This is a genomic window from Umezawaea sp. NPDC059074 (assembly GCF_042738955.1).
Taxonomy (GTDB): Bacteria; Actinomycetota; Actinomycetes; order Mycobacteriales; family Pseudonocardiaceae; genus Umezawaea.
Genome location: NZ_JBHYHC010000032.1, coordinates 14,513 through 31,195, shown reverse-complemented (window position 1 = coordinate 31,195; position 16,683 = coordinate 14,513). Strand labels below are relative to the sequence as shown.

The following is a 16,683-nucleotide window of genomic DNA, read 5'->3' as shown; positions in this document are numbered from 1 at the left end:
TTCGGCCACCGCACAGTCTTCGAGAGGAACCCCAACACCATGCTGCGCCGAAGGCGGGCCGAACGCGAGACGCGTGTGCCACGACCCCCGGACCCGCACCCCTCCGGCGCCAAGCCGCCCGCGATCCCGGCGGAGTTCGTGCCGAAGCACGTCGCGATCGTCATGGACGGCAACGGGCGCTGGGCCAACCAGCGCGGTCTGTCCAGGGTGGAGGGGCACAAGCGGGGCGAGGCCGTCGTGGTCGAGGTCGCGCGCGGCGCGATCGAGCTGGGCGTCAAGTGGGTGTCGCTGTACGCGTTCTCGACCGAGAACTGGCGTCGCAGCCCCGAAGAGGTCAAGTTCCTGATGGGCTTCACCCGCGAGGTCATCCACAACCGGACCGACGAGCTGGACGAGCTGGGTGTCCGCGTCCGGTGGTCCGGCCGCAAGCCGAGGTTGTGGCGCAGCGTCATCTCCGAGCTGGAGGACGCCGAGGAGCGCACCAAGGACAACAAAGAGCTGAACCTGGCCATGTGCATCAACTACGGGGGGCGGGCCGAGATCGGCGACGCCGCCCGTGAGATCGCCCGCCTCGCCGCCGCCGGGAAGATCAACCCGGACAAGGTCGACGAGCGCACGCTCGCGAAGCACATGTACCAGCCCGAGATGCCGGACGTGGACCTGTTCATCCGCCCGTCGGGCGAGCAGCGCACGTCCAACTTCATGCTGTGGCAGTCGGCGTACGCGGAACTGGTGTTCCAGGACATCCTGTGGCCCGACTTCGACCGCCGCGACCTGTGGGCGGCGTGCGAGGTCTTCGCCCGCCGGGACCGCCGGTTCGGCGGAGCCGTGGACAAGCCAGACGAGGAGACCACCGCGTGACCGACGAAGACGCCGCCGCCATCACCGCCGCACTGCTGACCTCCGCCCGCGAGGCACTCGAACTGTTCCACGACGTGCACGTCGACGACGACGGCGCGTTGAGCTTCCTGCACGGCGAGGTGCCGTGCGCCATCCAGGCGATGCAGCTCGCCGAGGGGCTGACCGTCCTGAGCCTCACGTGCGTCGTCGCGTGGGACCTGCCGGAGGACCGCGACCTCGCCGTGTCCGCGGCGGAACGCGCCGGTCAGGGCCTCTTCGGCACGCTCGGCGTCGTGCACACCGATCGCGGCATGGACGTGACCCTGCGGTACGCGTTCCCGGCCGAGGGCATGAAGCCCGAACCACTCAGCACCCTGCTCATGCTCGTGGTCTCCACCGCATCCCAACTGCGCGGCGAACTCCTCGCCGACGAAAGGACCCCCTGATGGGTGGCGTGATCATCTACGAGCCCGACGAGGACTCCGCTGTGCTCGAGTTCCCCTGGGTGGTGACGTTCGAGCCGTCCGGCGGCGAGGAGTGGGACTCCTTCGTCTGCGGCCCGTACGAGCGCGCCCACGCGGTCGCCCTCGCCGAGGCCGTGGCGCTGGCCGAGGACGGCATGCTCGCCGTCGTCGAGCCGATGATGCCGGTGCTCAGCGCGGACGAGGTCCTCGCCACCATCGACGACCTCCGCGAGGCCGAGGAGGAGGTCGAGGAGATCGACAGCCCCCTGGTCGAGACCAAGGTCAACGGCACCCACGTCGACCTCGACCTCGGTGAGACGGACCTCGTCGAGGAGGAGATCGCGGACGACTTCGAGCCGCCGACGCCGGAAGAGGTCCGCGCGGGCATGGAGCGCACGTTCCGCCGCCTGCTCGCCGCGACCGACCCGAGCGCTTCCTGACCCTCCACGACTCCGAAGGGGCGCGTCCGAACTCCGGACGCGCCCCTTCGGCGCATCGTGGCGCTTTCACGCCACCAGGCACGAAGTTCGGGCTGTATGTGCCGTTCCCGGCGCCGGTTTCCGGATTTCGGAGAGAAAGCGACGTCAGGCGGGTGGGGGGATCGCCCGGTCGCCTGGCATCATCGCCGAAGTGACAATCACTTCCGAGATCAGGGACTCGCGGCCGTCCGGTCGCGGGCCCCTGCGCGGGAAGATCACCTCGCTGGAGGTGCTCTGCCTGCTGCTGGTCCTCGCGCTGGTCCTCCAGGACTGGCTGGTCGGCGTGCTGGACGTGCCGCAGCTGCGCACGGCGTCGACGGTGTTCGTGGCGGTCTGCGTGCAGGCGATGCCGTTCCTGGTGTTCGGCGTGCTGATCAGCGGGGCCATCGCGGCGTTCGTGCCCGCGAGCGCGTTGCGCCGCCTGCTGCCGAAGAAGACGGCGCTGGCGGTGCCCGTGGCGGGACTGGCGGGGGTCGCGCTGCCGGGCTGCGAGTGCGCGTCCGTGCCCGTCGCCCGCAGGCTGATGCAGCAGGGCGTGCCACCGGCCGTGGCGCTGTCGTTCCTGCTCGCCGCCCCGGCCGTGAACCCGATCGTGCTGGTCGCGACGGCCGTGGCGTTCCGCGACGCGCCGATGATGGTGCCCGCCCGGTTCGTCGGCTCGCTGCTCACGGCGATGGTCATGGGCTGGCTGTGGACCAAGTTCGGCAAGGCCGAGTGGATCGCCGAGCGGGCGCTGCGCAAGCTCGAGGAGAAGGAGGGCACGTCCCGCTGGACGGTGTTCACCGAGACCGCGCGCCACGACCTGGTCGAAGCGGGCGGCTTCCTGGTGCTCGGCGGTGTGTTCGCCGCCGCGTTCAACGTGCTGGTGCCGACCGCGTGGCTGGAGGCGCTCGGCGCGCAGATCGTGTTCGGCGTGATCGTGATGGCCCTGCTGGCCGTCATCCTGGCCCTGTGCAGCGAGGCCGACGCGTTCGTGGCGGTGTCGATGAGCGCGTTGCCGCTGCTGCCCCGGCTGGTGTTCCTGGTCGTCGGCCCCGCGGTCGACGTGAAGCTGTTCGCCCTCCAGGCGGGCACGTTCGGCAAGTCGTTCGCCCTGCGCTTCGCGCCCGCCACGTTCGTCGTGGCCATCGCGAGCGCCCTGGTCGCTGGAGTGGTGTTCCTGTGAGGCGCGAGACGCAGAACATCCTGCTCATCCTGCTCGGTGGCGCGCTGCTCAAGCTGAGCTTCACCGACATGTACCTGAGGTACGTGAAGGCGGGCCTGCAACCGCTGCTCATCGCGGCGGGCGCGACCATGATCCTGTTGGCGGGCCTCGCGATCGTGCGGGACCTGCGGGCGGGCAAGGAGGTCCCCGAGGCGCACGGCGACCACGAGCACAAGTCGTCGCGCAGCCCGTGGATGCTGCTGCTGCCGGTGCTCGCGGTGTTCCTGATCAGCCCGCCCGCGCTCGGCGCGGACACGGTGAACCGCTCGGACCGCAACGCCGCCCAGGAGGCCAAGAGCGCCAACGGGTTCGCGGCGCTGCCGGAGGGCGCGGTCATCCCGTTGAGCCTCGGCGAGTTCGTCACGCGCACCGCGTGGGACGACTCGGGGTCGCTGGACAACCGGGCGGTGAAGCTGACCGGGTTCGTGGTGCGCAAGAACGACTTCACCTACGTCGCCCGGCTGGCGATCTCGTGCTGCGCGGCCGACGCGTCGCCGATCAAGGTGCGGCTGACCGGGTCCGGCTTCGACGCGATGCCGACCGACCAGTGGGTCGAGGTCACGGGCAAGGTCGTGCCGAAGTCCGCGACCAAGGAGACCGCCTACGTGCCGACGTTCACCGTCTCGGAGATCGCGCCCATCGCGACCCCCGTCGACACCTACGAGAGCTGAGTCAGCTCTTCCTGGTGCAGCCCGCGCACGTGCCGAAGATCTCGACGGTGTGGCTGACCTCGGAGAACCCGTTCTCGGCGGCGATCCGGTCGGCCCACTTCTCCACGGCGGGGCCCTCCACCTCGACGGTGCGCCCGCAGGTGCGGCACACCAGGTGGTGATGGTGGTGCGCGGAGCAGCGCCGGTAGATGGCCTCGCCGGTGTCGGTCCGCAGCACGTCGACCTCGCCCGCGTCCGCCAGCGACTGGAGGGTGCGGTAGACCGTGGTCAGCCCGATGCCCTCACCGCGCTTGCGCAGCTCCTCGTGCAGCTCCTGGGCGGAGCGGAACTCGTCGAGCTGGTCGAGCAGCTTGGACACCGCCGTGCGCTGCTTGGTCGAGCGCAGTCCGGGCACCGCGGTCGTCGGGCGCTCGCTTGTGGTCACAGGTCCTCCGTCCGGTCTGGTTCGTTGATACCAGCGACCACCGACCGGGCAGAAGTCCCCCCGCCTTCTTCGACGTGGATGACCGCGTCGACGACGATGTGCGCGAGGTGCTCGTCCACGAGCCGGTACACGACTTCCCGCCCGTGGCGCTCCCCGTGCACCACCCCGGCGGCCTTGAGCACCCGCAGGTGCTGGCTGATCAGCGGCTGCGCGACCCCGAGCGCCTCGACCAGCTCGTGCACGCACCGCTCGGCCTCCTGGAGCTGGAGCACGATCGCGATCCGCACCGGCGCGGCCAACGCCCGCAGCAGCTCACCGGCCTCGGCCAACGTCCGGGCCGACCGCGGCGGCGAGGGCCGGGGAACGTCCCGCTCGGGGGAGTGCGTGTGCTCACCGCGCACGGGGACCGTCGTCGCGTCCTGGGTCAAGCCACGCACCCTCTTCGGTCCTAGCTGGAATGGATTATCAGCACCAATCCTAGGCGCTATCCGGGCAGAACCGAGATCGTGACGCCCACGAGCAGCAGCAGGACGACGATCCGCAACACCCGCCCGGCGGGCGCGAGCACCTTCCAGGTAGCCGCCAACAAGATCGACACCCCCACCAGCAGCACGCAGAGGAAGAGCGCGCCCACCACCCCGCGAACCAGCACACCGGCCGCGAACAGGCCGATGACCAGCAAGAACGCCACGGTCCCCGGCACCTTGGCCAGTGGTCCGTCACCAGGGATCAGGGTGCGCTTGGAGTCGTTCGCCACCATGGCATCCTTGCACTGTGCTGCTCGTGTGCAGGTTCACCGTCCTCGAACCCGACGTCGCCGCTTTCACCGCGCGCACCAACAGGGCGCTGGAACTGCTGATCGCCCGCCCGGGCTGCCAGCGCGGCCTGCTCAGCCAGTCGCTCGACGAGCCGGAACGGTGGGTCCTGACGGTCGAGTTCGACTCGGTGGTCTCCTACCGCAGAGCACTGTCCCCGTTCGAGGTTCGGGAGCACGTGATCCCGCTGCTCTCCGAGGCCCTGGTGGACGAACCAGCGGCCTACGAACCGGTGTTGGTGGCGTCCGACGGCGCGGTGACCCGCCAGGTGAGCTTGCTGGCGCACGACGCGGGCACGGTCCGGCTGGGCGAGGCCTCCGGCCCGTCGACCACACCGCGCTGAACCCCTACCGAGGCCACTCCACAACGGGCCGATCCGCGACCAGGGCCTTCAACCGCTCCACCCGCGCCACATCGCCCTCCACCATCCCCAGAGCCACTTCGGCCTGCTCAGCGGCCTCGGCCCGCATCCCCGCGGCCGAGTAGTCCTCGGCCAACTCCTCGTGGAACCACCCGTCGGCCACCCCGGCTTCTCGAGCCCACCCGACCGCCACCTTCATCAACTCGACGGCCTCACCGGCCCGCCCCAGCATCCGCAACGTCTTGGCCACCGCGTACCGGGCGACCTCCACCTCGTGCGGGTTCCCCACGCTCTGCTCCCGAGCCACCAGCGCCTGCTGGAACACCCCGAGAGCCTCCTCGAACCGCCCACCCTCGAAGTGCGCCCACCCGAGGTTGTTCAACAGCGGCCCGACCCACCCCCGGACCTGCGCGTCCCCGGAAGCGCGGGCCAACTCGACCCCGCGCTGGGTCCACTCCTCCACCTTGTCCACCAACGCCGCCATGTGGGCGGCATCGACAGCCAAGTACGAATCCCCCCGATGCCCGGCCAGCACGAACGCGGCCGTGAACAACGGCAACGACTCGGCCGCCGCCCCGGAGGACCGCAACAACCGCCCCCGCTCCAACAGCACCCGCACCCGTCCAGCCGAGTCCGCCGGAGCCAGCGCCTCGGCGGAGTCCACCAGCGCGTGCCCGGAGGCGAAATCCCCGCGCAACCCGGCCACCCGCCCGAGCTGCGTCAGCACCTCCGCCCGCCGCCCGTCGTCCAGCGGTTCGGCGAGCTTCGCCCGGAACCGCCCCTCGGTCGCCGTCAGGTCGGCGAAGTCCCACATCTCCCGCAGCTCGTCCGCCATCAGCGCAGCGTAGGCACAGAACCCGCCCGGTCGCCCATTAGAGGCTCGCACCGGCGCGTTACGCTGGACACTTTCCCTTTGCCCAGTCCCTTGGGGAGTTCCCGTGCCAGCCGATCGCGTCGAGACCGTCGTCAGCCTGTGCAAGCGCCGTGGCTTCGTGTACCCGTGCGGTGAGATCTACGGCGGTACCAGGTCGGCGTGGGACTACGGGCCGCTCGGCGTGGAGCTCAAGGACAACATCAAGCGCCAGTGGTGGAAGTTCATGGTGCAGGGCCGCGACGACGTGGTGGGCCTGGACTCGTCGGTGATCCTGCCGCGCGAGGTGTGGGCCGCGTCCGGCCACATCGAGGCGTTCGTCGACCCGCTGGTGGAGTGCAACTCCTGCCACAAGCGGTTCCGCGCCGACACCCTGGTCGAGGAGTACGCCGAACGCAGCAGCAAGGCCGAGGGCGGGTTGGACGACGTGCCGTGCCCGAACTGCGGCACGCGCGGCCAGTACACCGAGCCGAAGATGTTCAACGGCCTGCTCAAGACCCACCTCGGCCCGATCGAGACCGACGAGGGCCTGCACTACCTGCGCCCGGAGACCGCGCAGGGCATCTTCACGAACTTCCTGAACGTGCAGACGACGTCGCGGAAGAAGCCGCCGTTCGGCATCGGCCAGATCGGCAAGTCGTTCCGCAACGAGATCACGCCCGGCAACTTCATCTTCCGCACCCGCGAGTTCGAGCAGATGGAGATGGAGTTCTTCGTCGAGCCCGGCACGGACGAGGAATGGCACCAGTACTGGATCGACGAGCGGTCCCGCTGGTACACCGATCTCGGCCTGGCCAAGGAGAACCTGCGGCAGTACGAGCACCCCAAGGAGAAGCTGTCGCACTACTCCAAGCGGACCGTGGACATCGAGTACCGCTTCCGCTTCGGCGGCCAGGAGTGGGGTGAGCTGGAGGGCATCGCGAACCGCGGCGACTTCGACCTCACCACGCACTCCAACCACTCGGGCGTGGACCTGTCGTACTTCGACCAGGCCACGAACTCGCGCTACCGGCCGTTCGTGATCGAGCCCGCGGCGGGTGTCGGCCGTCCGATGATGGCGTTCCTGCTGGAGGCCTACCACGAGGACGAGGCCCCCAACGCCAAGGGCGGCGTCGACCGCCGGGTCGTGCTGAAGCTCGACCGCAGGCTCGCCCCGGTGAAGGCGGCGGTGCTCCCGCTGTCGCGCAACGCGGACCTGTCGCCGAAGGCGCGCGACCTGTCGGCGGCGTTGCGGCGCAACTGGAACGTCGACTTCGACGACGCGGGCGCGATCGGCCGTCGCTACCGCAGGCAGGACGAGATCGGCACGCCGTTCTGCGTGACGGTCGACTTCGACACCCTGACCGACCACGCCGTCACGGTGCGGGAGCGCGACACCATGTCGCAGGAGCGCGTGTCGATGGACCAGCTCGAGGGCTACCTGGCCGCGCGGCTCGTCGGCTGCTGACGGGACCGGGGGCGGTGCGCCGAGCCGCCGCCCCCGGACCGGGTCAGTTGTCGCGGAACGTGTGGATCCGCGCCCCGAGCAGGTTGAGCCGCTCGGCGAGCTGCTCGTAGCCGCGGTTGATCACGTACACGTTGCGCAGCACCGAGGACCCCTTCGCGGCCAGCATCGCCAGCAGCACCACGACGGCGGGCCGCAGCGCGGGCGGGCAGATCACCTCGGCCCCGGACCAGTGGGTCGGCCCCTCCACGTACACGCGGTGCGGGTCCATCAGCGTCACCTTCGCGCCGAGCTTCGTCAGCTCGGTGAAGTACAGCGCGCGGTTCTCGTAGACCCAGTCGTGGATCAGCGTCGACCCCTGCGCGACCGCCGCGATGAGCGCGAAGAACGGCAGGTTGTCGATGTTCAGGCCGGGGAACGGCATCGGGTGGATCTTGTCCACCGGCGCGTGCAGCACCGAGGGCCGCACCACGAGGTCCACCAGCCGGGTCCGGCCGTTGGCCGCCGGGTACTCCTCGCTGCGGTCGTAGACCAGGCCCATCTCCTCCAGCAGCGCCAGTTCGATCTCCAGGAACTCGATCGGCACCCGGCGGACGGTGATCTCCGACGACGTCACGATCGCCGCGGTCACGAGGCTCATCGCCTCGATCGGGTCCTCCGACGGCGAGTAGTCCACGTCCTTGCGCAGCTTCGGCACGCCGTGCACGGTCAGCGTCGTCGTGCCGATGCCGTCGATCCGCACGCCCAGTTCCACCAGGAAGAAGCACAGGTCCTGGACCATGTAGTTCGGGCTGGCGTTGCGGATCACCGTGACGCCGTCGCGGCGGGCGGCGGCCATCAGGGCGTTCTCGGTCACGGTGTCGCCGCGCTCGGTCAGCACGATCGGCCGGTGCGGGCCGGTCGTGTCGCCGACCTCGGCGTGGTAGCTGCCCGCGGTCGCCTTGACCTCCAACCCGAAGGGGCGCAACGCGGTCATGTGCGGTTCGACGGTCCGGGTGCCGAGCGCGCAGCCGCCCGCGTAGGGCAGCTCGAACGTGCTCTCGTGGTGCATCAGCGGGCCGAGGAACATGATGATGCTGCGGGTCCGCCGCGCCGCCTCGACGTCCATGTTCGCCAGGTCGAGCCGGGCGGGCGGGACGACCTCCAGGTCGTTGGCGTCGTTCAGCCACCGGGTGCGGACGCCGATGCTGGCGAGCACCTCCAGGATCCGGTTGACCTCCTCGATCCGCGCGACCTTGCGCAGGATGGTGCGGCCCTCGTTCAGCAGCGACGCGCACAGCAGTGCCACGCCCGCGTTCTTGCTCGTCTTCACGTTGATCTCGCCGGACAGCTGGTGGCCGCCCTCGACGCGCAGGTGCACCGGCCCGGAGCGGCCGAGCGAGACGATCTCGGAGTCGAGTGCCTCGCTGATCCGGGTGAGCATCTCGACGGTCAGGTTCTGGTTGCCCTGCTCGATCCGGTTGATCGCGCTCTGGCTCGTGCCGAGCGCGTCGGCGAGTTGGACCTGGGTCCAGCCGCGGTGCTTGCGCGAGTCGCGGACGAGTCCGCCGATCCGGCGGAGGTGCTCGTTGGGTTCGGGAAGATCGCTGACCATGGCGGCGAAGATATCTCACTCGTGACGTCACGCTTGCCCGTGGGGTGCCCTTCGGCCTGTTTTCGGTGCTCACGTATGCGCTGGGTGAGATTTTCCGGGATTCACGACTTCGGTCGAGATGATCTTCGGTGGACCTCTCGCGACGGTGTGGATCAAGAGTCCATTTGCGCAGTTCAGGCGGTATGGGCGGTGGGCGTTCCTCGATTTTCCGGCCCTCGAGCTCTCATCGGATTCTAATGTAACGAATCGATAACGTCGTGAACACGGTTGGGGAGGCGTATCTCGACCGTGCGTATGCCCCAGTGAGCCGGCCTGAAACGCCGCTTCGGAAGCAACCCGACGACAGAGGTGAGCATCGAATGACCCGGACCGGTGGACGACACCAGATCTCCAGCAGAACGAAGATCGCCTCGATCGGCGCGGCCGTGGCGATCGCGGCTGGCGTGGTCGTGGTCACGACCAACACCGGCGATCAGGCTTCCGCCGACGGCGTGGACATCTCGCAGTTCGTCGACATCACGACGGTGCAGCCGAACGTCAAGCAGGTGAAGAAGCAGGGCAACGCGTCGAAGGGCACCTTCACCGTCAACTGCGGCGTCAACGAGAACGGCCACTTCAACGGCGACAACTTCATCGCCGCTCCGGGTGTCGAGAACGGTGCCGAGCACCTCCACGACTACGTCGGCAACCTGTCGACGAACGCGAACTCCACCAACGAGAGCCTCCAGGCCGCGGGCACCACCTGCAAGAACGGCGACAAGTCGACCTACTTCTGGCCCGTCATCCGCATCGACACGGCGGACGAGGAAGAGGCGAACCAGGTCGACCAGAAAGCCAAGCAGGCGCAGGAGAAGCAGGCCGCGGCCGACGTGGACGCGAAGAAGAAGGGCCGCCCGCAGCTGGTCTGCCCCGACGTGGCCAGCAAGCTCGACGAGGTCCCGGAAGAGCTCCAGCCCGAGGTCGACAAGGCCCTCGACGAGGTCGACCAGGTCACCGAGGAAGCCGAGAAGAAGCTCCCGGCCGCGGTGGACGCCAACGCCGTCGACGCCCAGGTCGTGAACCCGTTGCTGGAGAAGCGGAAGGCCATCCTCGACCGGATGACCCTCGCGCTGGGCCGCCCCGGCCGCCAGCCGATCGACTTCGGCGCACTCTCGCGCTGCTCGGTGAAGAAGCCCGACGAGGCCTCGCCCATCGGTGACGGCTCCGAGAACGGCGAGAAGCCGCCGGTGGAGGCCGACCCGGCCGACCAGCCCGACGACAACAACGAACTGCCCGGCAACGACGGCGAGATCCAGCGCCCGCTGAGCGCCGAGCTCACCTTCCGCGGCAGCCCCGTCGGCAAGGTCACCGCGATGCCGAAGTTCCTCCGCATCCTCTACGGCGACGCGAAGGTCTCCATCAACGGCACCAAGAACACCCGCGACTCGTGGACCTGCTCCGGCTTCGAGGACAAGGTCCAGATCGCCAAGTACGTGATCTGCCCCGAAGGCTCGAAGGTCAAGCGCATCCACGACTTCCCGAGCTGCTGGGACGGCAAGAACACCGACTCGGCCAACCACCGCACGCACATCGTGTTCCCGGACGCCGCCACCGGCAAGTGCGCCGACGGCTTCAAGGCCGTCCCGCAGCTGCGCACGACCCTCACCTACGACATCCCGAGGGACGTCCAGCTCAAGGGCCAGTACAAGGTCGACTCGTTCCCGAACGAGAAGCACAACCCGGTCAGCGACCACGACGACTTCGCGAACGTCATGTCGCAGAAGATCATGAACCGCCTCGTCAACTGCGTGAACTCCGGCAAGAAGTGCAAGGAGTAGCAACGACTTCCGCGTAGCAGTACGTGGAAGGAAGAAGGCCACCTCGGCGGCGGGGTGGCCTTTTTCCTTTTCCTGTGGGCTTTGGGGTCTCGCGGCTGCGGGTTTTTGGCGGGCTCACCCTGCTTATCCTCGGTGGTCACCCGGCGGCTGCTGCTTTCAGCAGGCGGCCCAGCGACTTCCGCTTCCAGCGGCACATCCAGCGGCTTCCGCTCTCAGCGGCTCGCGCCCGGCGACTGCCGCTCCCAGCGGCCCACCCGGCGGCCAAGATTTCCAGCGGGGCGGCCGATTTGACTCGGGGACCCCTCGATTTGGCGCTTGATCGGACATAAAGGGCAGGCTCAATGCCTGCCCGATCCACAAGTTTAAGCGCCAAATCCCCCGAGTAAAATCGGCCGTGCTTCCGTCGCCCCGGCCGCGAGCAGGTGGTGGGTCACCAGGAAGCTTCGCCCGGCCCTCGGCCCCGGCTCCCGGCCCCGGTCCTTGCCCCGCCCTCTGCCTTGCCCTGCCTCTGTCTTTGTCCCTGCTTTGTCCTATGTGGCGGGAAGTGGTGTGAGTGCGGCGCTGACGATCTTCGCGACCTGGTCCTTCGCCGCGTCCGTGGACACTCCTGTTTGGATGGTCAGCACTGCCACCGCGTAGCGGTTGTCCACGATTCCCGCGCTGTGCAAGTACACGTCACTGGGCAGGTAGTACATCCACCCCTGCTTCGCGTACGCGGCCCGGCTTCCCCGAGCGTTCGCGTCGAGCAGGCCGAAGAACTGGTCGAAGCCGTCTGCCGCTTCCTCCTGCGCTCCGGAGAGGGCGTCGACGATCAGGTCGCGGTCGGCCTCGGCCATCTTCCCGCTGAGGATGTACTGGTACAGCTTCACCATGTCGTCGGCCGTGATCACGACCTCGCCCCACTGCGACGGGTCGTCGGGGGAGTGCGTGCCGGTCATGCCCAGGCGCTCGGCCACGCGGTCGATCGCGGCCATGCCGTCGAACCTCGTCCACAGCGCGTCCATTGCCTCGTCGTCGCTGTAGGTCAGCGCGCGGTCGACGAGTTGGAGGTCGTCGTCGGACAGTTCCAAGCCGTTCTCCGCCCGTCGGTCGAGCATGTCGACCACGAGGATCAGCTTGCTCAGCGACGCGGAGTAGAACTGCTTGTCGCCGTTGCTCCCCACGACCTGGCCGGTCTGGAGGTCGAGGATCGCGACGCCCAGGTTCACCGAGTCGCCCGCTACCGCCTCGGCCGACGGCAGGCCCGCGCCGAGGTCGACCTGCGGGGCGGGCTCCGTCGTCGTGGTGGTCGGGGGTTCGGTCGTGGTGGGTTCCGGTGACGAGGTGGCGGCCGCCGGGGGTGCCGCGTGGACCCTCGCGTCGGCCGCCGCCGTGCTCACCTCGGTCGGCGAGCCGGTGTCGTACGCGAGGAACGCGGAGGAGGCGACCGCCACCAGCAAGGCGATCACCCCGTAGAGCCCGACACGTCGCGTACGTTCACCCACAGTTATTAACTGAACGCTCTACAACCTCGTGATGTCGAGCTTTTCCTCCTGTGCGGTTCCTGAAGACTCGTCCCGTTGCACTACGTAACCGCCACCGTGGGAGATCTCGGACACCACCTGGACCAGTTCGGTACCCCGGTAGAGCAATCCGGAGCCGTCGTCGGTGCAGTACGTGAGCGGCAGTTCGCCCGAGGCGACGGCCGCGTGCACGGCGGGCCGCCGGGTCTTCTCCGAGTCGTAGTGCACGCCGTTGCCGTAGGGGAGCAGCGCGAGGCCGTTGGTCACGACCCGCAGCTCCGGGCCGAACGAGTCGGTCGTGCCGCCCATGTGCCAGCAGATGGACCCGGCGGACACGCCGCTGAGCACGACCCCGGCCTGCCACGCCTCGCGCAGCACGTCGCCGAGCCCGTGCACCTGCCACACGGCGAGCAGGTTCGCCACCGAGCCGCCGCCCACCCACACCACGTCGTGGGAGAGCACGAAGCCCCGGAGGTCGTCGGTCGGCGGCATGGTGAACAGGTTCAGGTGCGAGACGTCCCAGCCGACGAGCTGACCCGCCTCGGAGAAGCGGGCGTTGCCCGCGCGCTGGTCGCCGTTCGCGGTGCCGATGTGGCACACGGACGGCCGTCGACCGTCCACCCCGGACAGCTCCACGGCGAAGTGCAGGAGCTTGCCGAACTCGAGGTCGGTGCGGTAGCCGGCCCGGTAACCGCCGGACGTGGCCAGGATGGTGGGTTCTGATGCGGGCATGGCGGCGATCCTGCCGGCCCGTGACACCTGTCATGGCCAGGTCGTGACGGTCGACCCCTCGGCGGGGCCCCGCGGCGCAGCACGATCGTCACATGACGCAAACAACCGCACTCCGCACGGCGGTGACCCTCACCGGCCTGCGCAAGAGCTACGGCGACGTGCACGCGGTGGACGGCGTCGACCTGGTCATCGCCCCCGGCGAGGTCGTCGCGCTGCTCGGCCCCAACGGCGCGGGCAAGTCCACCACCGTCGACATGCTGCTCGGCCTCACCGTGCCCGACGCCGGCGAGATCTCGGTGTTCGGCCAGACGGCGCGCCAGGCCGTCGTGACCGGCACGATCGGCGCGATGCTCCAGAACGGGTCGCTGCTCGACGACGCCACCGTCGCCGAGACCGTCGGCCTCGTCGCGGCGCTGCACCGCAAGCCGCTGCCGGTCGCCGAGGCTTTGGCCCGCGCGGATATCGCCGACCTGGCGAACCGCAAGTGCACCAAGCTCTCCGGCGGGCAGAAGCAGCGGGTCCGCTTCGCGCTGGCGCTGGTCTGCGACCCCGACCTGCTGGTGCTGGACGAGCCGACGGTCGCCATGGACGTGGAGACCCGCCGCCAGTTCTGGCGCGGGATGCGCGAGTACACCGACTCCGGCCGCACGGTCCTGTTCGCCACCCACTACCTGGAGGAGGCGCAGGAGTACGCCGACCGGGTGGTGCTGATGCGCGCGGGCCGGGTCGTCGCGGACGGCTCGGTGGCCGAGGTCCGGGCCACGGTGTCCGGCCGCACGCTGCGCGCCGTCGTGCCCGGCGCGACGGCGGCGGCGCTGGAATCGCTGCCCGGCGTGCAGGCCGTCGAACTCCGCGGCGACGCCGTCGCGCTGGCCTGCGCCGACTCCGACGCCGCCCTCCGGGCCCTGCTCGCCGGGTGGCCCGCCGCCCACGACATCGAGATCACCGCCGTCGGCCTCGAGGACGCGTTCCTCGCGCTGACCGCTTCCGAGGAGAAGAAGTGAACGCCCGGTTCCTGGCTCTGGAAGTCCGCCGCGCCGTCCGCAACACCCGGTACCTGATGTTCACCGTCGTCATGCCGACGGTGATGTTCCTGCTGTTCGTCAACCTCTACGGCGCCAAGGGGCAGGTGTTCCCCAACGGGCTGCCGGTCACCACGTCGCTGATGCTCAACATGGCCGTGTTCGGCCTGATGTCCGCGCCGCTGGCCGCGGGGGCCCGGATCGCCGTCGAGCGGAGTTCCGGCTGGCAGCGCCAACTGCGGCTGACCCCGTTGAGCAGCCTGGGTTACGTGCTCACCAAGGGCGCGCTCGGCATGGTCGTCGCGCTGCCCGGCATCCTGCTGGTGATGATCGTCGGCGCGCTCGTCGAGGACGTGCGGATGTCGGCCGTGCAGTGGGTGGAGGTCGCGGGCGGCCTGTGGCTGGCCACGCTGCCGTTCGTGCTGATCGGCATCGTCATCGGCCTGCTGGCCACCGCCGACGGCATGCAGGCGCTCACCGGCGTGCTGTCGATGGCGTTCGGCCTGCTCGGCGGCATCTGGATCCCCGCGGAGGTGGCCCCCGGCTGGCTCAGCGCGGTCATGCACGTCATGCCGACCTACTGGGTGAAGCTGGTCGGCCAGGCCCCGCTCGTGGGCGGAGCCGACCTGGGCACCGCGGTGCTCGTGCTCGGCGCCTGGGTCCTGGGGCTCGGTCTCATCGCCGCCAAGCGGTTCCAGACGGACACCGCACGGGTCTGAGGCCTACGGTGACCGGTGTGGTTCGCGCGGCTGAGGGCATGTGGCGAGGGGGATCCCGCTGGATCCTGGTGGGTCTGGTGTTCCTGGGGCTCTACATCCCGTTCATCGTCTACGGGGTCGTGGTCGACGACCAACCGCTGTGGCGGAAGGTCCTGCTGATCACCGGTCTGGTGGCCTACTCGCTCGGCTGGCTCGCCATGCCGTTCCTGGGCTGGGTGGACAAGCCCGTCCGGACGCGGGTGGTGGGCAGCCTGGCCCTCACCGCGGTCGGGCTGGCGGTGGTCTTCGGGCTCGGGCTCGGCTCGTCCGGGCTGATGGTCTACGTGATGTCGGCGACCGCGATGATCCTGCCGTTCGTGCCCGCCGTCGTGATCGACGGCTCCGTGCTGGTCCTGCTGGTCGCCGCCTCCTACCTGTTCGGCGAGATCGGCTCGGACTTCGACCAGTTCGGCACCCTGCTCTCGGTCTCGCTGGGGATGACCTTCATGGGCCGGATGCTGCGGGCCAACGCCGAGCTGCGGAAGGCCCGCGACGAGATCGCCACGCTCGCCGTCGCCGAGGAGCGCCACCGGCTGGGCCGCGACCTGCACGACATCCTCGGCCACAGCCTCACCACGATCACCGTGAAGGCCGGACTCGCCCGGCGCGTCCTGGAGAGCTCGGGGGACGTCCAGCGGGCGCAGGACGAGATCCGCGAGGTCGAGGAACTTGCCCGGCAGGCGTTGGGGGACGTCCGGGCCACGGTGTCGGGCTACCGGCAGGTGTCGCTGTCGGCGGAGGTCGTGGGAGCGCGGGCCGCGCTGCGCGCCGCGGGCGTCCAGCCGGACCTGCCGCACGCCGTGGACAACGTGCGGCCGGAGTTGCAGGAGGTGTTCGGGTACGTGGTGCGGGAGGGCGTGACGAACGTGCTGCGGCACTCCCGCGCGACGCGCTGCGAGGTCCGGCTCGGCGACACGTGGCTGGAGATGCGCGACGACGGCCGGGGCGCGGGGGACACCCCGGAGGGCAGCGGGCTGAGCGGTCTGGCCGAACGGCTGGGGCAGGTCGGTGGGAAACTGGCCGCGGGTCCGCTGCCCGACGGCGGGTACCTGCTGCGGGCGGAGGTCGCGTGATCCGGGTGTTGCTGGCCGACGACCAGGCGTTGGTGCGCGGCGCGCTGGCCGCGATGCTGGGCCTGGAGGCGGACATCGAGGTCGTCGCCCAGGTGGGGTCCGGCGACGAGGTCGTCGACGCCGCGAAGCGGTTCCAGGCGGACGTCGCCCTGCTGGACGTGCAGATGCCCGGCAAGGACGGCCTCACGGCCGCCGCTGACCTGCGGACCGCCGTGCCCGGCTGCCGGGTCATCGTGTGCACCACGTTCGGCCGCCCCGGCTACCTGGCGCGGGCGATGGCGGCGGGCGCGCTCGGGTTCGTGGTGAAGGACGCCCCGCCGGAGCAGCTGGTCGACGCCGTGCGGCGAGTGCACGCGGGCCTGCGGGTCGTGGACCCCGTGCTGGCGGCCGAATCCCTGGCCAGCGGGGCGAGCCCGTTGACCGACCGCGAACGCGACGTGCTGCTCCGCGCGCAGGACGGCGGCACGGTGTCGGACCTGGCCAAGGCGCTGCACCTGTCCGACGGGACGGTCCGCAACCACCTGTCGTCGGCCATCGGCAAGACCGGGGCCAGGACCAGGGCGGAAGCCGTGCGGCTGGCCGAGGAACACGGGTGGCTCTGATTCTGGGACG

19 protein-coding genes are annotated in these 16,683 nt (G+C 69.8%); 12 read left to right on the top strand and 7 right to left on the bottom strand.

Annotated features, from left to right (window positions below; all coding sequences use genetic code 11):
* Positions 1–39: 39 nt before the first annotated feature.
* The 5 genes from ACFWW9_RS16995 to ACFWW9_RS16975 all read left to right on the top strand — a co-directional run bounded on the left by ACFWW9_RS16995 (position 40) and on the right by ACFWW9_RS16975 (position 3,658).
* Entirely contained in the window at positions 40–861 is an 822-nt protein-coding gene (locus tag ACFWW9_RS16995) for an isoprenyl transferase (RefSeq protein ID WP_390377870.1), read from the top strand.
* The gene (locus ACFWW9_RS16990; protein WP_390377867.1) at positions 858–1,286 is read left to right on the top strand and encodes a hypothetical protein; all 429 of its coding nucleotides are present in this window, start codon (positions 858–860) and stop codon (positions 1,284–1,286) included. Before ACFWW9_RS16995 ends, ACFWW9_RS16990 begins: the two co-directional genes overlap by 4 nt.
* A complete protein-coding gene (locus ACFWW9_RS16985; RefSeq protein ID WP_390377864.1) occupies positions 1,286–1,744 on the top strand; it encodes a hypothetical protein in 459 nt (152 codons plus the stop codon). The genes ACFWW9_RS16990 and ACFWW9_RS16985 overlap by 1 nt, the downstream gene beginning before the upstream one ends.
* 190 nt (positions 1,745–1,934) lie before the next feature.
* The gene (locus tag ACFWW9_RS16980; RefSeq protein WP_390377861.1) at positions 1,935–2,948 is read left to right on the top strand and encodes a permease; all 1,014 of its coding nucleotides are present in this window, start codon (positions 1,935–1,937) and stop codon (positions 2,946–2,948) included.
* A complete protein-coding gene (locus tag ACFWW9_RS16975; protein ID WP_390377858.1) occupies positions 2,945–3,658 on the top strand; it encodes a TIGR03943 family putative permease subunit in 714 nt (237 codons plus the stop codon). The genes ACFWW9_RS16980 and ACFWW9_RS16975 overlap by 4 nt, the downstream gene beginning before the upstream one ends.
* A gap of 1 nt (position 3,659) precedes the next feature.
* Here the strand turns inward: ACFWW9_RS16975 and ACFWW9_RS16970 are convergent, their stop codons facing one another.
* The 3 genes from ACFWW9_RS16970 to ACFWW9_RS16960 form a co-directional block, all read right to left on the bottom strand.
* Positions 3,660–4,082 carry a Fur family transcriptional regulator gene (locus ACFWW9_RS16970; RefSeq protein WP_390377855.1) on the bottom strand — a complete coding sequence of 141 codons (423 nt, stop codon included), beginning with the start codon at positions 4,080–4,082 and terminating at the stop codon, positions 3,660–3,662.
* Positions 4,079–4,483 (bottom strand): ArsR/SmtB family transcription factor, encoded by a 405-nt coding sequence (locus tag ACFWW9_RS16965; RefSeq protein ID WP_390378022.1) that lies wholly within the window; start codon positions 4,481–4,483, stop codon positions 4,079–4,081. Before ACFWW9_RS16965 ends, ACFWW9_RS16970 begins: the two co-directional genes overlap by 4 nt.
* A gap of 83 nt (positions 4,484–4,566) precedes the next feature.
* On the bottom strand, positions 4,567–4,839 hold the full coding sequence (locus ACFWW9_RS16960) for a hypothetical protein (protein ID WP_390377852.1): 273 nt from the start codon (positions 4,837–4,839) through the stop codon (positions 4,567–4,569).
* 17 nt (positions 4,840–4,856) lie between these two features.
* Here ACFWW9_RS16960 and ACFWW9_RS16955 point away from each other — a divergent pair, with 17 nt between their 5' ends.
* Entirely contained in the window at positions 4,857–5,240 is a 384-nt protein-coding gene (locus ACFWW9_RS16955) for an antibiotic biosynthesis monooxygenase family protein (RefSeq protein WP_390377849.1), read from the top strand.
* A gap of 4 nt (positions 5,241–5,244) precedes the next feature.
* Here ACFWW9_RS16955 and ACFWW9_RS16950 read toward each other — a convergent pair whose 3' ends face one another.
* A complete protein-coding gene (locus tag ACFWW9_RS16950; protein ID WP_390377846.1) occupies positions 5,245–6,093 on the bottom strand; it encodes a tetratricopeptide repeat protein in 849 nt (282 codons plus the stop codon).
* A gap of 103 nt (positions 6,094–6,196) precedes the next feature.
* Here ACFWW9_RS16950 and ACFWW9_RS16945 point away from each other — a divergent pair, with 103 nt between their 5' ends.
* Positions 6,197–7,576, top strand: coding sequence for a glycine--tRNA ligase (locus ACFWW9_RS16945; RefSeq protein ID WP_390377843.1), 1,380 nt, complete (start codon positions 6,197–6,199; stop codon positions 7,574–7,576).
* A gap of 43 nt (positions 7,577–7,619) precedes the next feature.
* On the opposite strand, the gene ACFWW9_RS16940 is transcribed toward ACFWW9_RS16945, so the two are convergent.
* The gene (locus tag ACFWW9_RS16940; RefSeq protein WP_390377840.1) at positions 7,620–9,167 is read right to left on the bottom strand and encodes a helix-turn-helix domain-containing protein; all 1,548 of its coding nucleotides are present in this window, start codon (positions 9,165–9,167) and stop codon (positions 7,620–7,622) included.
* 359 nt (positions 9,168–9,526) lie between these two features.
* On the opposite strand from ACFWW9_RS16940, the gene ACFWW9_RS16935 reads away from it, so the two are divergent.
* Positions 9,527–10,984, top strand: a complete 1,458-nt coding sequence (locus ACFWW9_RS16935) for a DUF1996 domain-containing protein (protein ID WP_390377837.1) — start codon at positions 9,527–9,529, stop codon at positions 10,982–10,984.
* 530 nt (positions 10,985–11,514) lie between these two features.
* Here the strand turns inward: ACFWW9_RS16935 and ACFWW9_RS16930 are convergent.
* Both ACFWW9_RS16930 and ACFWW9_RS16925 read right to left on the bottom strand, forming a co-directional pair.
* Positions 11,515–12,468: a serine hydrolase gene (locus ACFWW9_RS16930; RefSeq protein ID WP_390377834.1), complete on the bottom strand. Its 954-nt coding sequence runs from the start codon at positions 12,466–12,468 to the stop codon at positions 11,515–11,517.
* Positions 12,469–12,486: 18 nt separating this feature from the next.
* Entirely contained in the window at positions 12,487–13,218 is a 732-nt protein-coding gene (locus ACFWW9_RS16925) for a Type 1 glutamine amidotransferase-like domain-containing protein (RefSeq protein ID WP_390377832.1), read from the bottom strand.
* A gap of 92 nt (positions 13,219–13,310) precedes the next feature.
* Between ACFWW9_RS16925 and ACFWW9_RS16920 the strand changes: the two genes are divergently transcribed.
* The 4 genes from ACFWW9_RS16920 to ACFWW9_RS16905 are packed head-to-tail and all read left to right on the top strand — an operon-like array spanning position 13,311 to position 16,673.
* Positions 13,311–14,222 (top strand): ABC transporter ATP-binding protein, encoded by a 912-nt coding sequence (locus tag ACFWW9_RS16920; protein ID WP_390377829.1) that lies wholly within the window; start codon positions 13,311–13,313, stop codon positions 14,220–14,222.
* A complete protein-coding gene (locus ACFWW9_RS16915; RefSeq protein WP_390377826.1) occupies positions 14,219–14,959 on the top strand; it encodes an ABC transporter permease in 741 nt (246 codons plus the stop codon). Before ACFWW9_RS16920 ends, ACFWW9_RS16915 begins: the two co-directional genes overlap by 4 nt.
* A gap of 17 nt (positions 14,960–14,976) precedes the next feature.
* Positions 14,977–16,071, top strand: coding sequence for a sensor histidine kinase (locus tag ACFWW9_RS16910; protein ID WP_390377823.1), 1,095 nt, complete (start codon positions 14,977–14,979; stop codon positions 16,069–16,071).
* Complete coding sequence (locus tag ACFWW9_RS16905; RefSeq protein ID WP_390377820.1) at positions 16,068–16,673, top strand: response regulator; 606 nt, start codon at positions 16,068–16,070, stop codon at positions 16,671–16,673. Before ACFWW9_RS16910 ends, ACFWW9_RS16905 begins: the two co-directional genes overlap by 4 nt.
* The last annotated feature ends 10 nt before the right edge of the window (positions 16,674–16,683 follow it).

What these genes read in the sequence shown, in the direction of transcription:
- ACFWW9_RS16995 (WP_390377870.1), top strand. Translation starts at nt 40, where the DNA reads ATGCTGCGCCGAAGGCGGGCCGAACGCGAGACGCGTGTGCCACGACCC.
- ACFWW9_RS16985 (WP_390377864.1), top strand. Translation starts at nt 1,286, where the DNA reads ATGGGTGGCGTGATCATCTACGAGCCCGACGAGGACTCCGCTGTGCTC.
- ACFWW9_RS16950 (WP_390377846.1), bottom strand. Translation starts at nt 6,093, where the DNA reads ATGGCGGACGAGCTGCGGGAGATGTGGGACTTCGCCGACCTGACGGCG.
- ACFWW9_RS16940 (WP_390377840.1), bottom strand. Translation starts at nt 9,167, where the DNA reads ATGGTCAGCGATCTTCCCGAACCCAACGAGCACCTCCGCCGGATCGGC.
- ACFWW9_RS16935 (WP_390377837.1), top strand. Translation starts at nt 9,527, where the DNA reads ATGACCCGGACCGGTGGACGACACCAGATCTCCAGCAGAACGAAGATC.
- ACFWW9_RS16925 (WP_390377832.1), bottom strand. Translation starts at nt 13,218, where the DNA reads ATGCCCGCATCAGAACCCACCATCCTGGCCACGTCCGGCGGTTACCGG.
- ACFWW9_RS16920 (WP_390377829.1), top strand. Translation starts at nt 13,311, where the DNA reads ATGACGCAAACAACCGCACTCCGCACGGCGGTGACCCTCACCGGCCTG.